Annotated in this window: 16 protein-coding genes and 1 tRNA gene; 9 read left to right on the top strand and 8 right to left on the bottom strand. The window is 66.8% G+C overall.

What is annotated here, in order from left to right:
* Positions 1–76: 76 nt before the first annotated feature.
* The 4 genes from DWA33_RS09465 to DWA33_RS09445 all read right to left on the bottom strand — a co-directional run bounded on the left by DWA33_RS09465 (position 77) and on the right by DWA33_RS09445 (position 5,899).
* Positions 77–772, bottom strand: a complete 696-nt coding sequence (locus DWA33_RS09465; RefSeq protein WP_114357829.1) for an outer membrane protein — start codon at positions 770–772, stop codon at positions 77–79.
* A 455-nt stretch (positions 773–1,227) separates the two neighbouring features.
* On the bottom strand, positions 1,228–4,512 hold the full coding sequence (locus DWA33_RS09455; protein ID WP_114357828.1) for a hypothetical protein: 3,285 nt from the start codon (positions 4,510–4,512) through the stop codon (positions 1,228–1,230).
* A 14-nt stretch (positions 4,513–4,526) separates the two neighbouring features.
* Positions 4,527–4,757 (bottom strand): hypothetical protein, encoded by a 231-nt coding sequence (locus DWA33_RS09450; RefSeq protein WP_114357827.1) that lies wholly within the window; start codon positions 4,755–4,757, stop codon positions 4,527–4,529.
* Between the two features lie 2 nt (positions 4,758–4,759).
* Positions 4,760–5,899: a hypothetical protein gene (locus DWA33_RS09445; protein ID WP_114357826.1), complete on the bottom strand. Its 1,140-nt coding sequence runs from the start codon at positions 5,897–5,899 to the stop codon at positions 4,760–4,762.
* Between the two features lie 233 nt (positions 5,900–6,132).
* Here DWA33_RS09445 and DWA33_RS09440 point away from each other — a divergent pair, with 233 nt between their 5' ends.
* The gene (locus DWA33_RS09440) at positions 6,133–6,540 is read left to right on the top strand and encodes a hypothetical protein (protein ID WP_114357825.1); all 408 of its coding nucleotides are present in this window, start codon (positions 6,133–6,135) and stop codon (positions 6,538–6,540) included.
* A gap of 316 nt (positions 6,541–6,856) precedes the next feature.
* Here DWA33_RS09440 and DWA33_RS09435 read toward each other — a convergent pair whose 3' ends face one another.
* A complete protein-coding gene (locus DWA33_RS09435; protein WP_147270230.1) occupies positions 6,857–7,138 on the bottom strand; it encodes a hypothetical protein in 282 nt (93 codons plus the stop codon).
* 132 nt (positions 7,139–7,270) lie between these two features.
* Between DWA33_RS09435 and DWA33_RS09430 the strand changes: the two genes are divergently transcribed.
* Entirely contained in the window at positions 7,271–7,528 is a 258-nt protein-coding gene (locus DWA33_RS09430) for a helix-turn-helix domain-containing protein (RefSeq protein ID WP_114357823.1), read from the top strand.
* Between the two features lie 95 nt (positions 7,529–7,623).
* On the opposite strand, the gene DWA33_RS09425 is transcribed toward DWA33_RS09430, so the two are convergent.
* Both DWA33_RS09425 and DWA33_RS09420 read right to left on the bottom strand, forming a co-directional pair.
* Positions 7,624–7,698: transfer RNA gene (locus DWA33_RS09425), tRNA-Thr, on the bottom strand.
* A 178-nt stretch (positions 7,699–7,876) separates the two neighbouring features.
* Positions 7,877–8,323, bottom strand: coding sequence for a nuclear transport factor 2-like protein (locus DWA33_RS09420; protein WP_114357822.1), 447 nt, complete (start codon positions 8,321–8,323; stop codon positions 7,877–7,879).
* Between the two features lie 75 nt (positions 8,324–8,398).
* Here DWA33_RS09420 and DWA33_RS09415 point away from each other — a divergent pair, with 75 nt between their 5' ends.
* Together DWA33_RS09415 and DWA33_RS09410 are read left to right on the top strand one after the other, a co-directional pair.
* Positions 8,399–8,608: a hypothetical protein gene (locus DWA33_RS09415; protein WP_114357917.1), complete on the top strand. Its 210-nt coding sequence runs from the start codon at positions 8,399–8,401 to the stop codon at positions 8,606–8,608.
* 29 nt (positions 8,609–8,637) lie between these two features.
* On the top strand, positions 8,638–10,332 hold the full coding sequence (locus tag DWA33_RS09410; protein WP_167443165.1) for an FAD-dependent oxidoreductase: 1,695 nt from the start codon (positions 8,638–8,640) through the stop codon (positions 10,330–10,332).
* A 58-nt stretch (positions 10,333–10,390) separates the two neighbouring features.
* On the opposite strand, the gene DWA33_RS09405 is transcribed toward DWA33_RS09410, so the two are convergent.
* Positions 10,391–10,681, bottom strand: a complete 291-nt coding sequence (locus DWA33_RS09405) for a hypothetical protein (RefSeq protein ID WP_114357821.1) — start codon at positions 10,679–10,681, stop codon at positions 10,391–10,393.
* A gap of 232 nt (positions 10,682–10,913) precedes the next feature.
* Here DWA33_RS09405 and DWA33_RS09400 point away from each other — a divergent pair, with 232 nt between their 5' ends.
* The 5 genes from DWA33_RS09400 (at position 10,914) to DWA33_RS09380 (ending at position 15,013) form a co-directional block, all read left to right on the top strand.
* Positions 10,914–11,201 carry a DUF3551 domain-containing protein gene (locus DWA33_RS09400; RefSeq protein ID WP_114357820.1) on the top strand — a complete coding sequence of 96 codons (288 nt, stop codon included), beginning with the start codon at positions 10,914–10,916 and terminating at the stop codon, positions 11,199–11,201.
* 145 nt (positions 11,202–11,346) lie between these two features.
* Positions 11,347–12,636 (top strand): UDP-N-acetylglucosamine 1-carboxyvinyltransferase, encoded by a 1,290-nt coding sequence (gene murA / locus DWA33_RS09395; protein ID WP_114357819.1) that lies wholly within the window; start codon positions 11,347–11,349, stop codon positions 12,634–12,636.
* 19 nt (positions 12,637–12,655) lie between these two features.
* Positions 12,656–13,108 (top strand): DUF2948 family protein, encoded by a 453-nt coding sequence (locus DWA33_RS09390; protein WP_114357818.1) that lies wholly within the window; start codon positions 12,656–12,658, stop codon positions 13,106–13,108.
* A 121-nt stretch (positions 13,109–13,229) separates the two neighbouring features.
* Complete coding sequence (hisD, locus tag DWA33_RS09385) at positions 13,230–14,525, top strand: histidinol dehydrogenase (RefSeq protein WP_114357817.1); 1,296 nt, start codon at positions 13,230–13,232, stop codon at positions 14,523–14,525.
* Complete coding sequence (locus DWA33_RS09380) at positions 14,522–15,013, top strand: UPF0262 family protein (RefSeq protein ID WP_011160062.1); 492 nt, start codon at positions 14,522–14,524, stop codon at positions 15,011–15,013. The genes hisD and DWA33_RS09380 overlap by 4 nt, the downstream gene beginning before the upstream one ends.
* Positions 15,014–15,041 lie beyond the last annotated feature (28 nt).

Below are 15,041 nucleotides of genomic sequence, written 5' to 3'. Positions count from 1 at the left end.
CGCAGCTCAGAACGAGCGGCGGGGCCGGACGGCAAAGGGAGGCCTTACCTGAGCGTGGCCTCCGTTCTCGGCTACTTCATTGGAAGTGGTAGTTGATGCCGCCCTTGACCGTGTGCGTCGTAGCACCGAGGTCGACACCACCCGCGACGACGCCCGTCAGATACGTCGAAGTGCCGTAGTCGGCGTACATATACTCGCCTTTGACCGACCAGTTCGGCGCGAACATGTACTCAACACCAGCGCCGACCGTCCAGCCAGACAGCACCTTGCTCTCGGTGTAGTTCAGCCCCAAGACCGTCAGGGAAATGCGATTGTCGGCCCAGGCGTAGCCGCCCTTAGCATAGAACAGGGCCGGCCCGGTTGTGAAACCGATGCGACCCGTGACGCTGCCGAACGACCGGACCTTATCTTCAAGAGACACCGGGAAGATCCCGATAAAGCCCGTCTCGCTGTACTTGATGTCGGATCCGGCGGCGTCGACTTCGAGACCCCAAACCCATTGGCTGCCCGGAGCCTGCCAATTATAGCCGATCTGGCCGCCCCCAAAGCCCCCCTGCAGGTCGCTGCTGGAGGTCGTCAGGCCTCCGACGCTGACGCGATCGGACCAACCGTAGCCGCCCATTACACCGGCGTAGAAGCCCGACCAATTGTAGCCGACCACCGCCGGCGCGATCGGCGCTTTCGTGTAGGGACGCGCGGCCAAGTCGGCGGCTTGCGCCGATGCAACGTTCAAGGCAGCGAAGGCAACGCCTGCCATCAGGATTTTCCGCATGTCGTGTACTCCCCAGCAGAGAAAATCGAATGCGGCCAGTCAAATCCCGAGCAAGCACGAGAGCAATAGAGGTTGCGGGAAACTACAACTTTTACGGGATTGCTGTGTCTTTTCCGCACCACCTCTGATGGAATATATTACCGGAAACAACCGTCTCGACGCGATCAGCAGTCCATGGTTGAGTGGCGCGAGCAGCTTAACGTTCTAGAGGGTGCCATGAAGCGCATTGTGATCGCCATCGTAGCAGTCCTGTCTCTGACCGGCGCGGCTCAAGCCCAGTACGGGTATGGTTCTAACCCGCGCAGCCACAGTGTCGATGGCCATTTCAGAAGCGATGGAACGTACGTCCGGCCCCACAGCGCGACGAACCCGAATGACACGCAGAGGGATAACTACTCAAGCCGCGGCAACTATAACCCCAACACCGGAGCGTATGGCACCCGGACGCCACGGTATTAGTCGCCGCTCTCCCGAGCGCCCTGAGCCGCGGCTTCGAGCCGCCGCAGGTCGATGTTGTACTCCGGCACGTTCGGGTTCTTGATCGGGCGCTCCAGCAAGTAAGCCGCCACATCAGGATTGAACCACGCTAGGCGCACGATCTCGTCGGCGCCCTGCTTGTTGGTCGGCAGCAGCTCAAGGAACAGCTTGAAACGCTTCACCAAGCCACCTCCGGCGAGATCGCCTTTCACGTGGCGGATGGCAAGCTGAACCCACTGCGACACGTTCCATTTGTCGGCGGTGTCCGACCCGACTGTGGCGCGCTTCTCCGCCTCCTTGAAATACTCCAGCAGCTTGTGGCCTTGCCGCAGCGTATTCATTTCCTCGGGCGTGAACGTCTTAGCCAGCAGCGCCTCGTTGTCCTGGAACTCCCGCGCCAGCCGCGCGAACTGCACCTCGGGGGTCTCGCCGACCATCTTCGAACCGCGGACCTTGTCGGTCAGCACCTCAGCAACGGCGGCCTTCCAACCACGCTTTGCCTGCGCGTCGTTCTTCACGAGCGCACTGATCTCGTCGAGCCGCTTCTCGGACCCGTAGCGGCCGCCGAGCAGGGACTTGGCCACGTCGCGCGGATCTTCCCGCAGAAGCGTGCCGATGGCCGAGCGATCGACCTCCAATTCCGTTGCACGGCGCGCGGCGCGGGCCTCGTCGAGTGCATTGCGCGCCTCGATGCTGAGCGCCTGGCCGCGGCGCGCAGTCTGCACGTATCCGTCAAACTCGGTGCGCAGCGCCGGGAATTGATGCAGCACGTCGGCGTTATTGCGCTCCCATGCCGCGGCGCGTGCCGGGTGCAGGGTGCCGTCCGGGTTCATCGCCGACATGGCGAAATCCGAGCGCATGTAGTCGCGAACCGCCGATTGCCCAGCTTGCGCGTTCGGTGCGCCGGCCAGTACGCGCTGAAGCGTCTGCGCCTTCTCCGGAGACGACAGGAAGCGGCCAGCGGTCTCGCTCGGCGGCGTGCTGCCGCGGTTCGGCATACCGTCGGTGTTGCCGCTGCGGTCGAGCTCTTGCGTGAACCTCGCCATCTCGTCGGCTTGGTTCGGCCGCCACCGGTCGGCGAACTGGCGGTAGTTGGCGTTGGCCTCGGCGTAGCCCGGCGCCACTTCGATGGCGCGATTCACCGCGCCGCCAAGGTTCCGCAGGCTGTCGGCCAAATCGAAATTGCCCGTCACCTGCGCGCGCTGCTGCGCCGCGCCGATGTATTTGCGCAGGTCCGCCAGATCGGCACCCGTGGCAGTACCGGCGCCACCGACGTTGACCTCCTGACGAACCGGGCGGCCATCGGCGCCGAGAATGTTAGTGTCGCGCATCTCGATGCGAGGCCGCAGCGCTTCGAGGCGCTGCATCAGATCCTCCGGGACCTGATTGTCGGGCCGCAGCATGTTGTTCTGCGCGCGCACACGATCGATTGCGGTGAACACCTCGTCCGCGGGCAATTGCTCCGCGCGGCCGGGCGACGTTTCGAACTGCCGGTTCTTCTCGGCACGCGCCGGCACGTAGCCTTCGTCGACAACCGCGCGGTCCAGCCGTTGGCTGGCGCCGGCCCGCGCTCCTGCGTTGGCCACGACGCCGAACTCGGCCCCCTGGTGCTGGCGCGCCTGATCCAAGGCGCTGAGCGCACTTGCCCGTTCGTCGACCGCGGCGTTGGCGCCCTGCAGCCGCTCGTCACGCGCTTCCGCTGCGCGCCGGAAGACGCTGCCGAGATCGGCCTCGGGATCGCGCAGGCTGTTGACGCGCCCGGCGGCGGTTTCCTTCACTCGCTGGTCGCGCTCGATGAAGTCCGGGGCGTTCTTCGAGCGGGCCGCACCCTCCTGCGAAATCAAGCCAGGGTCGCGCGACAGCAACCCGGCTGTCGGAATCTGCGACGGCAGCAACGCCGCTTCGCCGGGGCGCTGCGGATTCGTGAACTCGGCGGCGTTCTCGCGGATGTCCTGCGCCACGGCGCGCGGCGCGCCGGTGGTCTGGTTCTGCAGCGTGGCTGCGGCGCGATCGATCTCCGGCTCCTTGTAAGGTGTCTTCGCGATGGGGTTGAGCGGGATTTCCGGCGTCGAGCCGAACGAACGAGCGGCGATATTTCGGAACATGCCGCCCAAGCCTTCGGCGCTGCTGAGTGCAGCGGTCGCGCCGACACCGCCGATGAGCGGAGCGGCGAGCGTGGCGACCGTATTGGCGATTTGGCCAGTGGTGGTCGCCGGCTCCTTCGGTAGATACTCCTCGGCCGCGGTCACGCCGACGCCCGCACCGGCGCCACCGACCGCGTCGCCGCCGACCGTGCGCGCAGGCGCAGCCATATAGGGCCGCGACAGCCGGTCGAGGATGCGTGCGCCGGCCGTCTCCGACGGCATCACCGCGGCCGCAACCGTCGGAGCCCGCATGGCCAGCGCGGTGCCGCCGCCAACGCCCTGCGTGCCGAAACGGTTGATGTTGTAGCCGAGCTTCTCCCCCGGCGACATCTCGCTCTCCGGTATCGAGTACGGAGCCAGCACCTTCTCGGCCATTCTCGACGCCGGGACCGCGTAGGGGATGTCGGTGCCGAACGCCTTGTTCGTCAGAGCCGTCACGCCATTCTGCGCACCCGCCGCAAGGTCGAATGGCATCAGCGCCAGGTCTCGCACACCGGCGCCGACGCCCTGCGCGCCGACGGCGATCGCGTGGCGGTTGTTCCAGAGCGACGAGATGGCGGAGGACGCAAGCGCCACCGGGTCGATCGCCTCGCGCACTTTCTGCAGCGTGGTTCGATTATCCGGCTGCGGCTGCGCGAACGGGTCGTGATCCACCGGGATCAGCTTCGGACCGCGATTGTTGGCCGGGATGAGGTCGTCGAACATGCCAGGGCGGCCGCCGGTGGGGGCCGCCTGCTGCGGCTGCGGAATCAGGTCATCGAACATGCCGGGCCGCGCGCCATTGGCCACCGGCGCATCCTCCGGATGATTCTGCAGCGGAGCCATGTTGTAGCCCGGCGGCAACGGATCGAGCGTGTAGCCCGGCGGCAGCGGCGGGATTACTTGCTGCGGCGGCGGATCGAGCGTGTACCCGGGAGGCAGCGGCGGGATAACCTGCGGCATCGCCACCGAGGCGCCCGGCATCTGAATCATATCGAGCCGCGCCGGCCGCTCGGCTTCAGCCAGTTGAAGCGGCGGCGCGTCTCGGAATCGGTCCCACGGATCGAGTGGCAGAGTTTCCAGACTGCGAGGGTCGAAGGCCACACGGGCGGGAATGGGCTGCGCATTGTAACTCGACATGTAGCCTCCTGTGATCAGACCGCCTCCGCCGACTTGATCTCGACTACGTCCCACTCGGTCACACGGTACCGGAAGTGCTCGACGACGCTGCCGTCGGGCAACAGCGCCTTAAGCTTCGACGCGTCGGCCAGCTTCTCCCACTTCTTGGGGAAGTACGCGACGACCGAGCCGTCATCGAGCCGGTGAAGCTTCCCCGCCGTCAGGTCCGTCGTTACGTCTGGCAGATAGTGCCACAGTGGTTTCATGATCAGTGAGCCTTCACGATGAAGTTGACACCGCGGACCGGCGGAACGACGTTGAGCGGGGTACTGGTGCCGCCTTGCGGAGATCCGGTGAATGTCGACGTAACGGTGCCTGAAACAGTCCACCCACCCGTGCCAAGCGAGGTGTCGCCGGGGCTCGGCGTGAAAGAACGGAAGTCCGCGCCAATTTGAGTTTGCGTCGTATATCGGGAGTAGCTGACGGAGCCCGAGAACGACGACGCCACCGAACCACTCGGCGTGTACGGCGGCAGGTTGTCTGTGATCAGCGTTTTGGTCGCGGATCCGGCCGCCGCGCCGAGGCTGACGCCGCCGGGAATGACCGAACCGCCGACGTCAACACCGACCAGCGCCTGCCCGGCCGGGTTGGCGATGGTGAACGTGGTCGAGCCATCACCGACGCCGTACCAGCTGTTGCCGCCGGCGGCGATCTCCGCCGCCGCCAGCGCCCACAGCGCCGGATAATCGGCGCGCAGATACGTGCCGCCGGCCAAAACGAAACCGGCGGGGACATTCGCGGCGGAGCCGGTGAACGAGAAGACGGTGCCGGCCGGGATGACTAGATCGCGCCACGCGGTACCTGTAGCGCGGTCAGCCGTCAGCGTCCCGGTCGCGACCTTGTTGTTCGTGACCGCGCCGGTGGCGAGCTTCGGCGTGGTGATGGCGAGATCGGCGATTTTCTGCGTGAGAACGGCGGAATCGGCCAGCTTTGCATCGGTCACGCTGCCGTCGTCGAGCGCGGCCGCGACGCTCAGATCCGCGATCATGTCCCATTTGGTCGCGTCGAAAGACGCGCCGGACGTGTGATCGACCAGCGCGACGTAGAACTTGCCGCCGTTGAACACGGTGTCGTAGTTGGCCGTGTAGACGGTGGATGGCTGCCACGTCGTCGGGCTCTTGAACCCGACCGTGAGGCTGGAATCGAGCTGCGCGCGGCCGACGCTGTTCCTCGCCAGCGAGCCGTCGTCGGCCTGAATACGCTTCAGGTTGGCCTGAGTCTCGTCGAGCGAGACCTTGATCGCGACGAACTCGGCGTCGAGGCTGCCGCCGTTCTGCTGCTTGTTCGGAAACTGCGCGCTGAACTGCGCGAAGCTCGTCTGCCGGTCGTAGGGGGTTGGTTGCGCCATCGATAGAGCAAACTTGCTAAGCTACCGAGCTGCGGATCCGAGACGCGGAGTGCAAGCTGTCGGTCGCAAGGTTGCCGGCGGCGGGACGGCTAGGCGCCAAAAACGGTGTTGATAGTATCGCGTTTTGTCGACTTGGTCTAGCGACAAAGCCGTTGTGGAGCGGCCACATTTGCGATTTCGGCTGAATGGGAGTAGTTGGAATTTCCCCTTGCAAAAGCCTAGGAGCTCAGTCCATGGCAACGTTAGTGATTTTGCTGGCTATCGCTGCGCACTTCGTTGCGACGACACTTCTGCTACTTGCTCTGCATCACGTGATCACGTGGACAACGTTGGCCGCCATCGGCGGCGGCGTCGCTGTCTCAATCTACATTGGCATCATGGTCGTAGGTTGGTCCCTTGAGCGCCAAGAGACGCGCGAACGTCAAGCGGCGGCTCGGGCCAAGTGGGCGCGGCTGCCGCAGGAGTTCGACGAATGGTTTGAAACGACGAAGGCTGATCGCTGGCGGCGCGAGCACCCCGGTGTTCCACCAGAGCCGCCACGCGGCAGCCCCAACGGACTTCGGGGAAGCGAGGCCGCTGTTCAACACGAGGCTTGGCTGGAGTGGCGATCGAAGTATGGCCACCTCGCGGCGGATAATTGAACCCGAGGCATTTTCGCCCTTCCCAATTAGTAGAAGCAGGTTGACGCCTTCGGACAACAAGCGGCCGGAGCCCCCCCGAGGGGTGGATACCCGGGTGGGGGTGGGGTCGGCCTTCCACGCTTCACCGTCGCCCCGCTTCACCGCTCGACCGCCACCCTGCTTCCCAGCGATCGAGCGCCTGCGGCTGGGCTCCTGGCGCCGAGATCCACCGTCGCTCGGCTGCACGGTTGCGGGCGCAGCGCGCCTGCGATCGATGCCGCAACGCAAAGCGGCCGCAGAGCCCGAGCCCTGCGGCCGTTGCTACCGTTGCTGCGGGTTACGCGGCGAGAAGCAGATCGGTGCCGCGGCGGATGTTGGTTTCGATCCGGACCAGCGCCAGAAGGTCGACCGTATCGCCGGCGCGGAAGTCCGCCAGCATGTTGCGGTGCTGCTCCGCCGCCCGGGCGATGCCCTCCGCGGTGGTCGGAACGGCCCGGGTCATCGCGTCGAATGCGCGGCGGAATGCGTTGTCGCTCTTGGCGGCGTCCATTCGGCCGAAGGCGGCCAGGACAGCGTCGGCGTTGCGGGAAGCGCGGCGGGTGTTAGTTTGGCTGGTCATCGGTAGAGCCCTCATTCTCTGCTGGTGGAAGGGCCGGGTTCGGGGTTGCCGCCCCGACTCGGCCCGCGTCGCTATTGACACCCTGAGTATCATAAATTTATACTTGAAGTGTCAATAGAGGATTTGCCTAAAATGAAGCTCACAAGCGAAATGATCCGAGCGGCCCGCGCACTGCTGCGCTGGGAGCAAGCCGATTTGGCCGCAGAGGCCGGCGTGTCTCTGCCAACGGTCAAGCGCATCGAGAAAGAGCCCGGCCCGATACCTGGCCGGAACGCCACGGCGCAGGCGATCGAAACCGCGTTCGCCGACGCAGGGATCGAGTTCACCTACGATCGGGGCGAAGGCGTCACGAAGCTAAGAGCGGGCGCCGTAGGGCAGGTATCAGGTTGATGGTCGAAGACCCGCATTTGTGCGGCGTGCTTCCGCGGTGCTTCCGGCTCGGAAAGCAGCGTTTCATTGATCTGGCTTAAGTGCTTGATTTTCAATGGTGCTGCCGGACAGGATTGAACTGTCGACCTCTCCCTTACCAAGGGAGTGCTCTACCACTGAGCTACGGCAGCATCGACCGGGCGGGGAATCAGCCAGTGGGGCTCCCGCGCGGCGCGGCCGTTCCTTGCCACAGGGCATCCGCGGGCGCAAGCGGATCACGACGGCCGATCGGGAAAATCCCCGGTCCGCGGCGCGAAGCGGTCGCATCCACAGGTCGGCGACGAGTGGAGGGGCGGCTGGGCGCCGGTGTCAGCCAAAGGCGTCGGTGCGCTTCAACTGCATCAGCTGCGGGCCGATGCGGCGGCCGATCTCCTCGCCGAGCGCCGACAGCGCCCGCAGCGGGCGGATCAGCACTTCGAATTCGACGATCTCGCCGTTCTGGTTGAATCGCATCAGGTCGACGCCCTTGAGGTCCCAGCCCTCGATCGCCCCGCTGAATTCCAGCGCAACCTCGAGCGGGCTGCCGAGGTAGGTCCGGCGGTACTGGAACCGGCGGAAGATCCCGGCCACCGTGGTCAGAACCAGAATCGTCGCCTCCGGGCCGTGGATGGTCGACTGCACTACCGGCGAATGCAGCGCCACGGTCTCGGCGAGCAAAGGGCGCATCCGGTCGCGATCCTGGCTGACGAACACCTCGTGCCACACCGCCAGGGTTCGCTGCGGCCCCGGGGCCAATGCCGAAGGAAACGCCGTCATCTTCGCTCCCGCTCGCGATGTCGTGCCGAAACCATTATGTCGTGCCTCGACACCGACAGTTCAGCGGTATTCGCCATGGTCGAGATCGACAATTCGTCGCCCCCGCGCCGCCCCAGCCGCGATCAACGGCTGGCCGAAGCGCTGCGCGCCAACCTGAAGCGCCGCAAGGCACAGGTCCGGGGTCGCGCCACGGCTGAGCCGGATGGAATTGACAGAAACGTGCAAGACGGCGCCGCGCCTGGCGGTCATCCTGTGCCCGGCCAAGACGGCGGCAATGGTGCGTGACGCCGGATCAACCAAACCGGAGGCGATCGATGGCGGCCGATTCAGGCACGGCGGATCAGGCCGCGAGCGCCCCGGGCGGGCGGCTCCTGCCCCGTCATGATCAGACCTTCCCGGTGTTGTCGGCAGCCGAGATCGAGCGAATCCGCCGGTTCGGCGAGGTCCGGCGCTATGCCGACGGCGCGCGGCTGTTCGAGACCGGGCAGCCGGGACCCGGGATGTTCGTGGTGCTGTCCGGCCACGTTGCGGTCAGCCAGCGCGACGGGCTCGGCCACGTCACCCCGGTGGCCGAGCAGGGGCCCGGGCAGTTTCTGGCCGAGATCGGCCAATTGTCCGGCCGGGTCGCGCTGGTCGACGGCATCGCCGAGGGCGAGGTCGAATGCCTGCTGATCCCGCCGGAGCGACTGCGCGGCCTGCTGGTCGCCGAGGCCGATCTCGGCGAGCGGATCATGCGGGCGCTGATCCTGCGCCGGGTCAATCTGATCCAGGGCGGCGTCGGCGGTCCGGTGCTGATCGGCTTGGTCACTGCCTCGGACGCGGTGCGGCTGATGGGCTTTCTCACCCGCAACGGCTGGCCTCACCATCTGCTCGACCCTGCGACCGACCACGACGCCGCCGAGCTGGTGGCGCGCTATTCGCCGGCCCCGCGCGATCTGCCGCTGGTGGTGACGCCGGATGGCACAGTGCTGCGCAACCCCAGCGAATCCGAGCTGGCGCGGGCGATGGGCATGAACGGCCACGTCGATCGCTCCAAACTGTACGATGTCGCGATCGTCGGTTGCGGCCCGGCGGGGCTGTCGACCGCGGTGTATGCGGCGTCGGAAGGCCTCGCTGTCGCGGTGTGCGATCAGCGCGCGTTCGGCGGCCAGGCCGGTGCCAGCGCGCGGATCGAGAACTATCTCGGCTTCCCGACCGGCATCTCCGGCATGGCGCTGACCGCGCGCGCCTACAATCAGGCGCAGAAGTTCGGCGCCGACATCCTGATTCCCACGGAAGTGAAGTCGCTGGTCTGCGGCTGCGACGACGGCCAATTCAAGCTGACACTCGACGACGGCGGCGAACTGCGGGCTCGGGCCATCGTGGTCGCCAGCGGCGCGCGCTATCGCCGGCCGCAGATCGAGCGGCTCGCCGAATTCGAAGGACGGGGCGTGTATTACTGGGCCTCGCCGATCGAAGCGCGGCTGTGCAGGCAGCAGGACATTATCCTGGTCGGCGGCGGCAATTCGGCCGGGCAGGCGGCGGTGTTCCTGTCGGGTCACGCGGAGCGGGTCCACATGGTGGTCCGCGGCGGCGGGCTTGCCGCCAGCATGTCGCGCTACCTGATCGAGCGGATCGAATCGACGCCGAACATCGAGCTGGTGTTCAACACCGAGGTGGTGGCGCTGGACGGTTCGGCCGATCGCGGCCTCGAGCGGGCGACGCTGCGCAGCCGGCTGTCAGGCGAGGATCGGACCATGGCGGTCAGCAATGTGTTCTTGTTCGTCGGGGCCGATCCGGCGACCGGCTGGCTCGAAGGCTGCGGCGTCGCGCTCGATCGCGCCGGCTTCGTGGTCACCGGGGCGCGGCCTGCCGATGACGGCCAGCGGCCGACGCAGGCGCTGGAGACCTCGGTGCCGGGCGTGTTCGCGGTCGGCGACGTCCGCTCCGGCTCGGTCAAGCGGGTCGGCGGCGCGATCGGCGAGGGAGCCCAGGTGGTCGCCGCGTTGCACGGCTATCTGGCCGTCTGACGCCGCAAAAAAGAGCCCCGGCCGAAACCGGGGCTCTGCTGTCGTGGGCCGACGTGCCTCAGCGGCCGACGCTGCCGCTCGGCGCACCGGTGCTGTTGCTGCCGCCGCGGGTACCCATGCCCTGGTTCGCGGACGGGGCCGGATCATTGGCGCCGTTCATACGCTTGCCGCCCATGCCGGTGGTGGTGCCGGGCGCCATCGTGCCGGTATGCGGCGCGCCGTTTCCGACGTTCTGCGATCCCATCGCATTGCCGCGGGAATCGGTTTGGCTCTGAGCCGCGGCGGCCATCGTGGTGGCGAGCAGCGCAGCAGCGGCGACACCGGTCATTCGGGTCAGTCGGGATTTCATGGGACCTCCATTGATGAAAGGGTGCTTTCGCACCAGTGAGCCTCCAACCAGCGCCCGACGCCGCCGTTCCGGTGTTGCGCGGCAAATGCGATAACTTCAGCAGTCGCCAGGTATCAATTCGTGATCTGCGGGCGCCACTCCGGCGCGCCGCGCTGCGTTCCGGACCCGCTGCGGGTCAGGAACGACATACGTCACAATGGGTTGTTTCGGCAGATCACAACAGGAGCATGCAATGCTATCGATTTTGAAGAGCGTCACGGCCCCGCGGCTTGCCGCGCTCGCGGGCGCTGCGGTCGTGGCGACGGTCGGATTGTTCGCCGGCAGCCCGGCCGAGGCGCGCACCTATGCGTACTGCCTGACCTCGCCGGGCTACGGCTACCCTGGCGATTGCAGCTATGCGTCGTACCGGCAGTGCCGCACCGCGGCGTCCGGCCGGCTCGCCGATTGCATCGTCAATCCGCGTGCCGCGTTCCGCGAGCCGCGGCACCGCGACTACCGCACCTACGGCCAAGGCTGGTAAGCCGGTTTTTGGCCGATTCGGCGCGCCGGCGGACGTCACGATCGCCCGCCGGCGTCGTCGCCCATGAAATCGCCTCAAATTCCACGCTTTTGCCACGGGCGGCGCTCCTGCCGTATAATTCCACGGCAAATCAGCGGGAATCGGCATGGATCGCATCAGGATCATCGGCGGCAACGAGCTGCGGGGCACCATCCCGATTTCGGGAGCCAAAAACGCGGCCCTGCCCCTGATGATTGCGGCGCTGCTGACCGACGAGACTCTGATCCTCGACAACGTGCCGCGGCTCGCCGATGTTGCGCTTCTGCAGCGGATCCTCGGCAATCACGGCGTCGACATCATGTCGGCCGGCAAGCGTCCGGGCGACCACGAATATCAGGGCCAGACCCTGCACATCTCCGCAAAGACCATCGTCGATACCACCGCTCCCTACGAGCTTGTGTCGAAGATGCGCGCCAGCTTCTGGGTGATTGCGCCCCTGATCGCGCGGATGCACGAAGCCAAGGTGTCGCTGCCCGGCGGCTGCGCCATCGGCACCCGGCCGGTCGACCTGTTGATCATGGCGCTGGAAAGGCTCGGTGCCGAGATCACGATCGACGGCGGCTATGTTATCGCCAAGGCGCCTGGTGGGCTGAAGGGCGCCACCATCGCGTTTCCCAAGGTCACGGTCAGCGGCACCCACGTCGCGCTGATGGCGGCGACGCTGGCCAGGGGCACCACCATCATCGACAACGCCGCCTGCGAGCCGGAGATCGTCGACGTCGCCGATTGCCTCAACAAGATGGGCGCCAAGATCACGGGCGCCGGTACCCCGCGCATCACCATCGAGGGCGTCGCCAAGCTGCACGGCGCCCGCCACACCGTGCTACCGGACCGGATCGAGACCGGCACCTATGCGATGGCTGTGGCGATGGCCGGCGGCGAGGTTCAGCTCTCGGGCGCCCGCCCCGAACTGCTGCAAGCCGCGCTCGACGTGCTGACCGCAGCCGGCGCCACCATCACGGTCAACAACGACGGCATCAAGATCGCGCGCAACGGCGCCGGCATCAGCCCGGTGACCGTCACCACCGCACCGTTCCCCGGCTTTCCGACCGATCTGCAGGCGCAGCTGATGGCGCTGATGACCCGCGCCAAGGGCGCCTCGCACATCACCGAGACGATTTTCGAAAACCGCTTCATGCACGTCCAGGAACTGGCACGGTTCGGCGCCAAGATTTCGCTCGACGGCGAGACCGCGACCATCGACGGCGTGTCCAAGCTGCGCGGCGCGCCGGTGATGGCGACCGATCTGCGCGCCTCGGTGTCGCTGGTGATCGCGGCGCTCGCCGCCGAAGGCGAAACCATGGTCAACCGCATCTACCATCTCGACCGCGGCTTCGAGCGGCTCGAGGAGAAGCTGTCGGCCTGCGGCGCCAATATCGAGCGCATCAGCGGCTGATGCCGCGAAGGGGCCGGCCGTGGGTGATCTGAAACTGCTCGCCTTCGATCCCGACGATCTCGCGGTGATCTCCGCGCACGTCCAGGACGCCCGGGTCGAGATCGGCGATATCGTCTGGCGCCAGGCCGAGAAGCGCCTGGTGGTCGGGTTGCACCGGCTCGATTGGGAGCAGACCCTGTCGGGCGAGCCGGTGCCCGGCCGGCTGATCGCGGCGCTGCGGTTCGAGCGGGTACTGGCCTGCAAATCGCGCGCGATCGACATGGCTGCCCGGAGCGAGGCGCTGGAGCTGATCGGGCTCGAATTCAATCCCGCCCCGGAGCCGCCGGGTGGCAGCGTCGTGCTGATGTTTTCCCGCGGCGGCATGTTGCGGCTCGATGTCGAATGTCTCGAATGCGCGCTGACCGATCTCGGTCCCGACCCGATCGGTGACGATGCCGGTGCGCCGCCGGACGCTCTGGGAGGGCTCGGCTGAACCGGCGGACGCGCCGCGGCGGCTGCCGAAACTGCGCGGCTTATGAGGGTTGACGGCGGTAAGTCGCCGCGCCATTGAGCAGAGGCCGCCCTGCCGCAGATGTCTGCCGGATCAAATCGACATGCCCATTCGCCTGGATAACGCCACCACCGATTTCGCGTCCAAGTTCAAAGCCTTCCTGGCGATGAAGCGGGAGGTGGCGGCGGATATCGAGACCGCTACGCGGGCGATCGTCGATGACGTCGCGCAACGTGGCGACGCTGCGCTGCTCGAAGCCACCGAGAAGTTCGACCGGCTGACGCTGGATGCCGCCGGGATGCGGATCGGCGAGGCCGAGGTCGAGGACGCCGTCAAGGCGTGCGATCCGGCGACCATCGAGGCGCTGAAGCTGGCGCGTGACCGCATCGAGTTCTTCCACCGGCGGCAATTGCCGAAGGACGATCGCTTCACCGATCCGCTCGGCGTCGAGCTCGGCTGGCGCTGGAGCGCGATCGAGGCAGTCGGCCTGTACGTGCCTGGCGGTACCGCGGCCTATCCATCGTCGGTGCTGATGAATGCGATTCCGGCCAAGGTCGCCGGCGTCGAGCGCGTGGTGATGGTGGTGCCGTCGCCGGGCGGCACCCTCAATCCGCTGGTGCTGGCGGCAGCGCAGCTCGGCGGCGCCACCGAGATCTACCGCATCGGCGGCGCCCAGGCGGTGGCGGCGCTGGCCTACGGGACTGCGACGATCCAGCCGGTCGCCAAGATCGTCGGCCCCGGCAACGCCTACGTCGCCGCCGCCAAACGGCTGGTGTTCGGCCGTGTCGGCATCGACATGATCGCCGGCCCGTCGGAAGTCGTGGTGGTCGCCGACAAGACCGCCAATCCGGACTGGATCGCCGCCGATCTGCTGGCCCAGGCCGAGCACGACGCCAACGCGCAGTCGATTCTGATCACCGACAGCGCGGTGCTCGCCGCCGATGTCGAACGCGCGGTGGCGTCGCAGCTCATCACGCTGTCGCGCGCCAAGATCGCGCGCGCCTCGTGGGACGAGTTCGGTGCCATCATCAAGGTCGCCAGGCTCGACGATGCGGTGGCGCTCGCCAATGCAATCGCGGCCGAGCATCTCGAGATCATGACCGCCGATCCGGAAGCGTTCGCCGCCAAGGTCCGCAATGCCGGCGCGATCTTCCTCGGCGGCCACACCCCGGAAGCGATCGGCGACTATGTCGGCGGCTCCAACCACGTATTGCCGACCGCGCGGTCGGCGCGGTTCTCGTCCGGGCTCGGCGTGCTCGACTTCATGAAGCGCACCTCGATCCTGAAATGCGGCCCCGAGCAGCTCGCCGCGCTCGGCCCGGCCGCGATGGCGCTCGGCAACGCCGAAGGATTGGACGCGCATGCGCGATCGGTGGGACTGCGTCTGAACCAGCGATGAGCAATCCGGAACCAGACGATTCCAACAATCGCATCGTCGCGGTGACGCTCGACGAGGAATCGATCGGGCGTTCGGGACCGGACATCGAGCACGAGCGCGCGATCGCGATCTACGATCTGGTCGAGAAGAATCTGTTCGCGCCGGAGGGCGCGGGCGAGGGGCCGTTCACGCTGCACATCGGCATCACCGGCAACCGGCTGATGTTCGACATCCGCCGCGAAGACGGCGCGCCGGTGATCACGCATCTGCTGTCGCTGACGCCGTTCCGCCGCATCGTGAAGGACTACTTCATGATCTGCGACAGCTACTATCAGGCGATCCGGACCGCCACGCCCGACAAGATCGAAGCCATCGACATGGGCCGCCGCGGCATCCACGACGAAGGCTCGCGCACGCTGCAGGAGCGGCTGGCCGGCAAGGTGCGGATCGATTTCGAGACCGCGCGCCGGCTGTTCACCCTGATCTCCGTGCTGCACTGGAAGGGCTGACGATGCGCGGCGCGCGCAGGGCAACCTG

Origin of the sequence: Rhodopseudomonas pentothenatexigens (assembly GCF_900218015.1) — a bacterium.
In the GTDB taxonomy this organism is placed as follows: Bacteria; Pseudomonadota; Alphaproteobacteria; order Rhizobiales; family Xanthobacteraceae; genus Rhodopseudomonas; species Rhodopseudomonas pentothenatexigens.
This window is presented reverse-complemented; position numbering and strand designations above follow the sequence as displayed.

What these genes read in the sequence shown, in the direction of transcription:
- DWA33_RS09465 (WP_114357829.1), bottom strand. Translation starts at nt 772, where the DNA reads ATGCGGAAAATCCTGATGGCAGGCGTTGCCTTCGCTGCCTTGAACGTT.
- DWA33_RS09455 (WP_114357828.1), bottom strand. Translation starts at nt 4,512, where the DNA reads ATGTCGAGTTACAATGCGCAGCCCATTCCCGCCCGTGTGGCCTTCGAC.
- DWA33_RS09450 (WP_114357827.1), bottom strand. Translation starts at nt 4,757, where the DNA reads ATGAAACCACTGTGGCACTATCTGCCAGACGTAACGACGGACCTGACG.
- DWA33_RS09445 (WP_114357826.1), bottom strand. Translation starts at nt 5,899, where the DNA reads ATGGCGCAACCAACCCCCTACGACCGGCAGACGAGCTTCGCGCAGTTC.
- DWA33_RS09440 (WP_114357825.1), top strand. Translation starts at nt 6,133, where the DNA reads ATGGCAACGTTAGTGATTTTGCTGGCTATCGCTGCGCACTTCGTTGCG.
- DWA33_RS09435 (WP_147270230.1), bottom strand. Translation starts at nt 7,138, where the DNA reads ATGACCAGCCAAACTAACACCCGCCGCGCTTCCCGCAACGCCGACGCT.
- DWA33_RS09430 (WP_114357823.1), top strand. Translation starts at nt 7,271, where the DNA reads ATGAAGCTCACAAGCGAAATGATCCGAGCGGCCCGCGCACTGCTGCGC.
- DWA33_RS09420 (WP_114357822.1), bottom strand. Translation starts at nt 8,323, where the DNA reads ATGACGGCGTTTCCTTCGGCATTGGCCCCGGGGCCGCAGCGAACCCTG.
- DWA33_RS09415 (WP_114357917.1), top strand. Translation starts at nt 8,399, where the DNA reads ATGGTCGAGATCGACAATTCGTCGCCCCCGCGCCGCCCCAGCCGCGAT.
- DWA33_RS09410 (WP_167443165.1), top strand. Translation starts at nt 8,638, where the DNA reads ATGGCGGCCGATTCAGGCACGGCGGATCAGGCCGCGAGCGCCCCGGGC.
- DWA33_RS09405 (WP_114357821.1), bottom strand. Translation starts at nt 10,681, where the DNA reads ATGAAATCCCGACTGACCCGAATGACCGGTGTCGCCGCTGCTGCGCTG.
- DWA33_RS09400 (WP_114357820.1), top strand. Translation starts at nt 10,914, where the DNA reads ATGCTATCGATTTTGAAGAGCGTCACGGCCCCGCGGCTTGCCGCGCTC.
- murA (WP_114357819.1), top strand. Translation starts at nt 11,347, where the DNA reads ATGGATCGCATCAGGATCATCGGCGGCAACGAGCTGCGGGGCACCATC.
- hisD (WP_114357817.1), top strand. Translation starts at nt 13,230, where the DNA reads ATGCCCATTCGCCTGGATAACGCCACCACCGATTTCGCGTCCAAGTTC.
- DWA33_RS09380 (WP_011160062.1), top strand. Translation starts at nt 14,522, where the DNA reads ATGAGCAATCCGGAACCAGACGATTCCAACAATCGCATCGTCGCGGTG.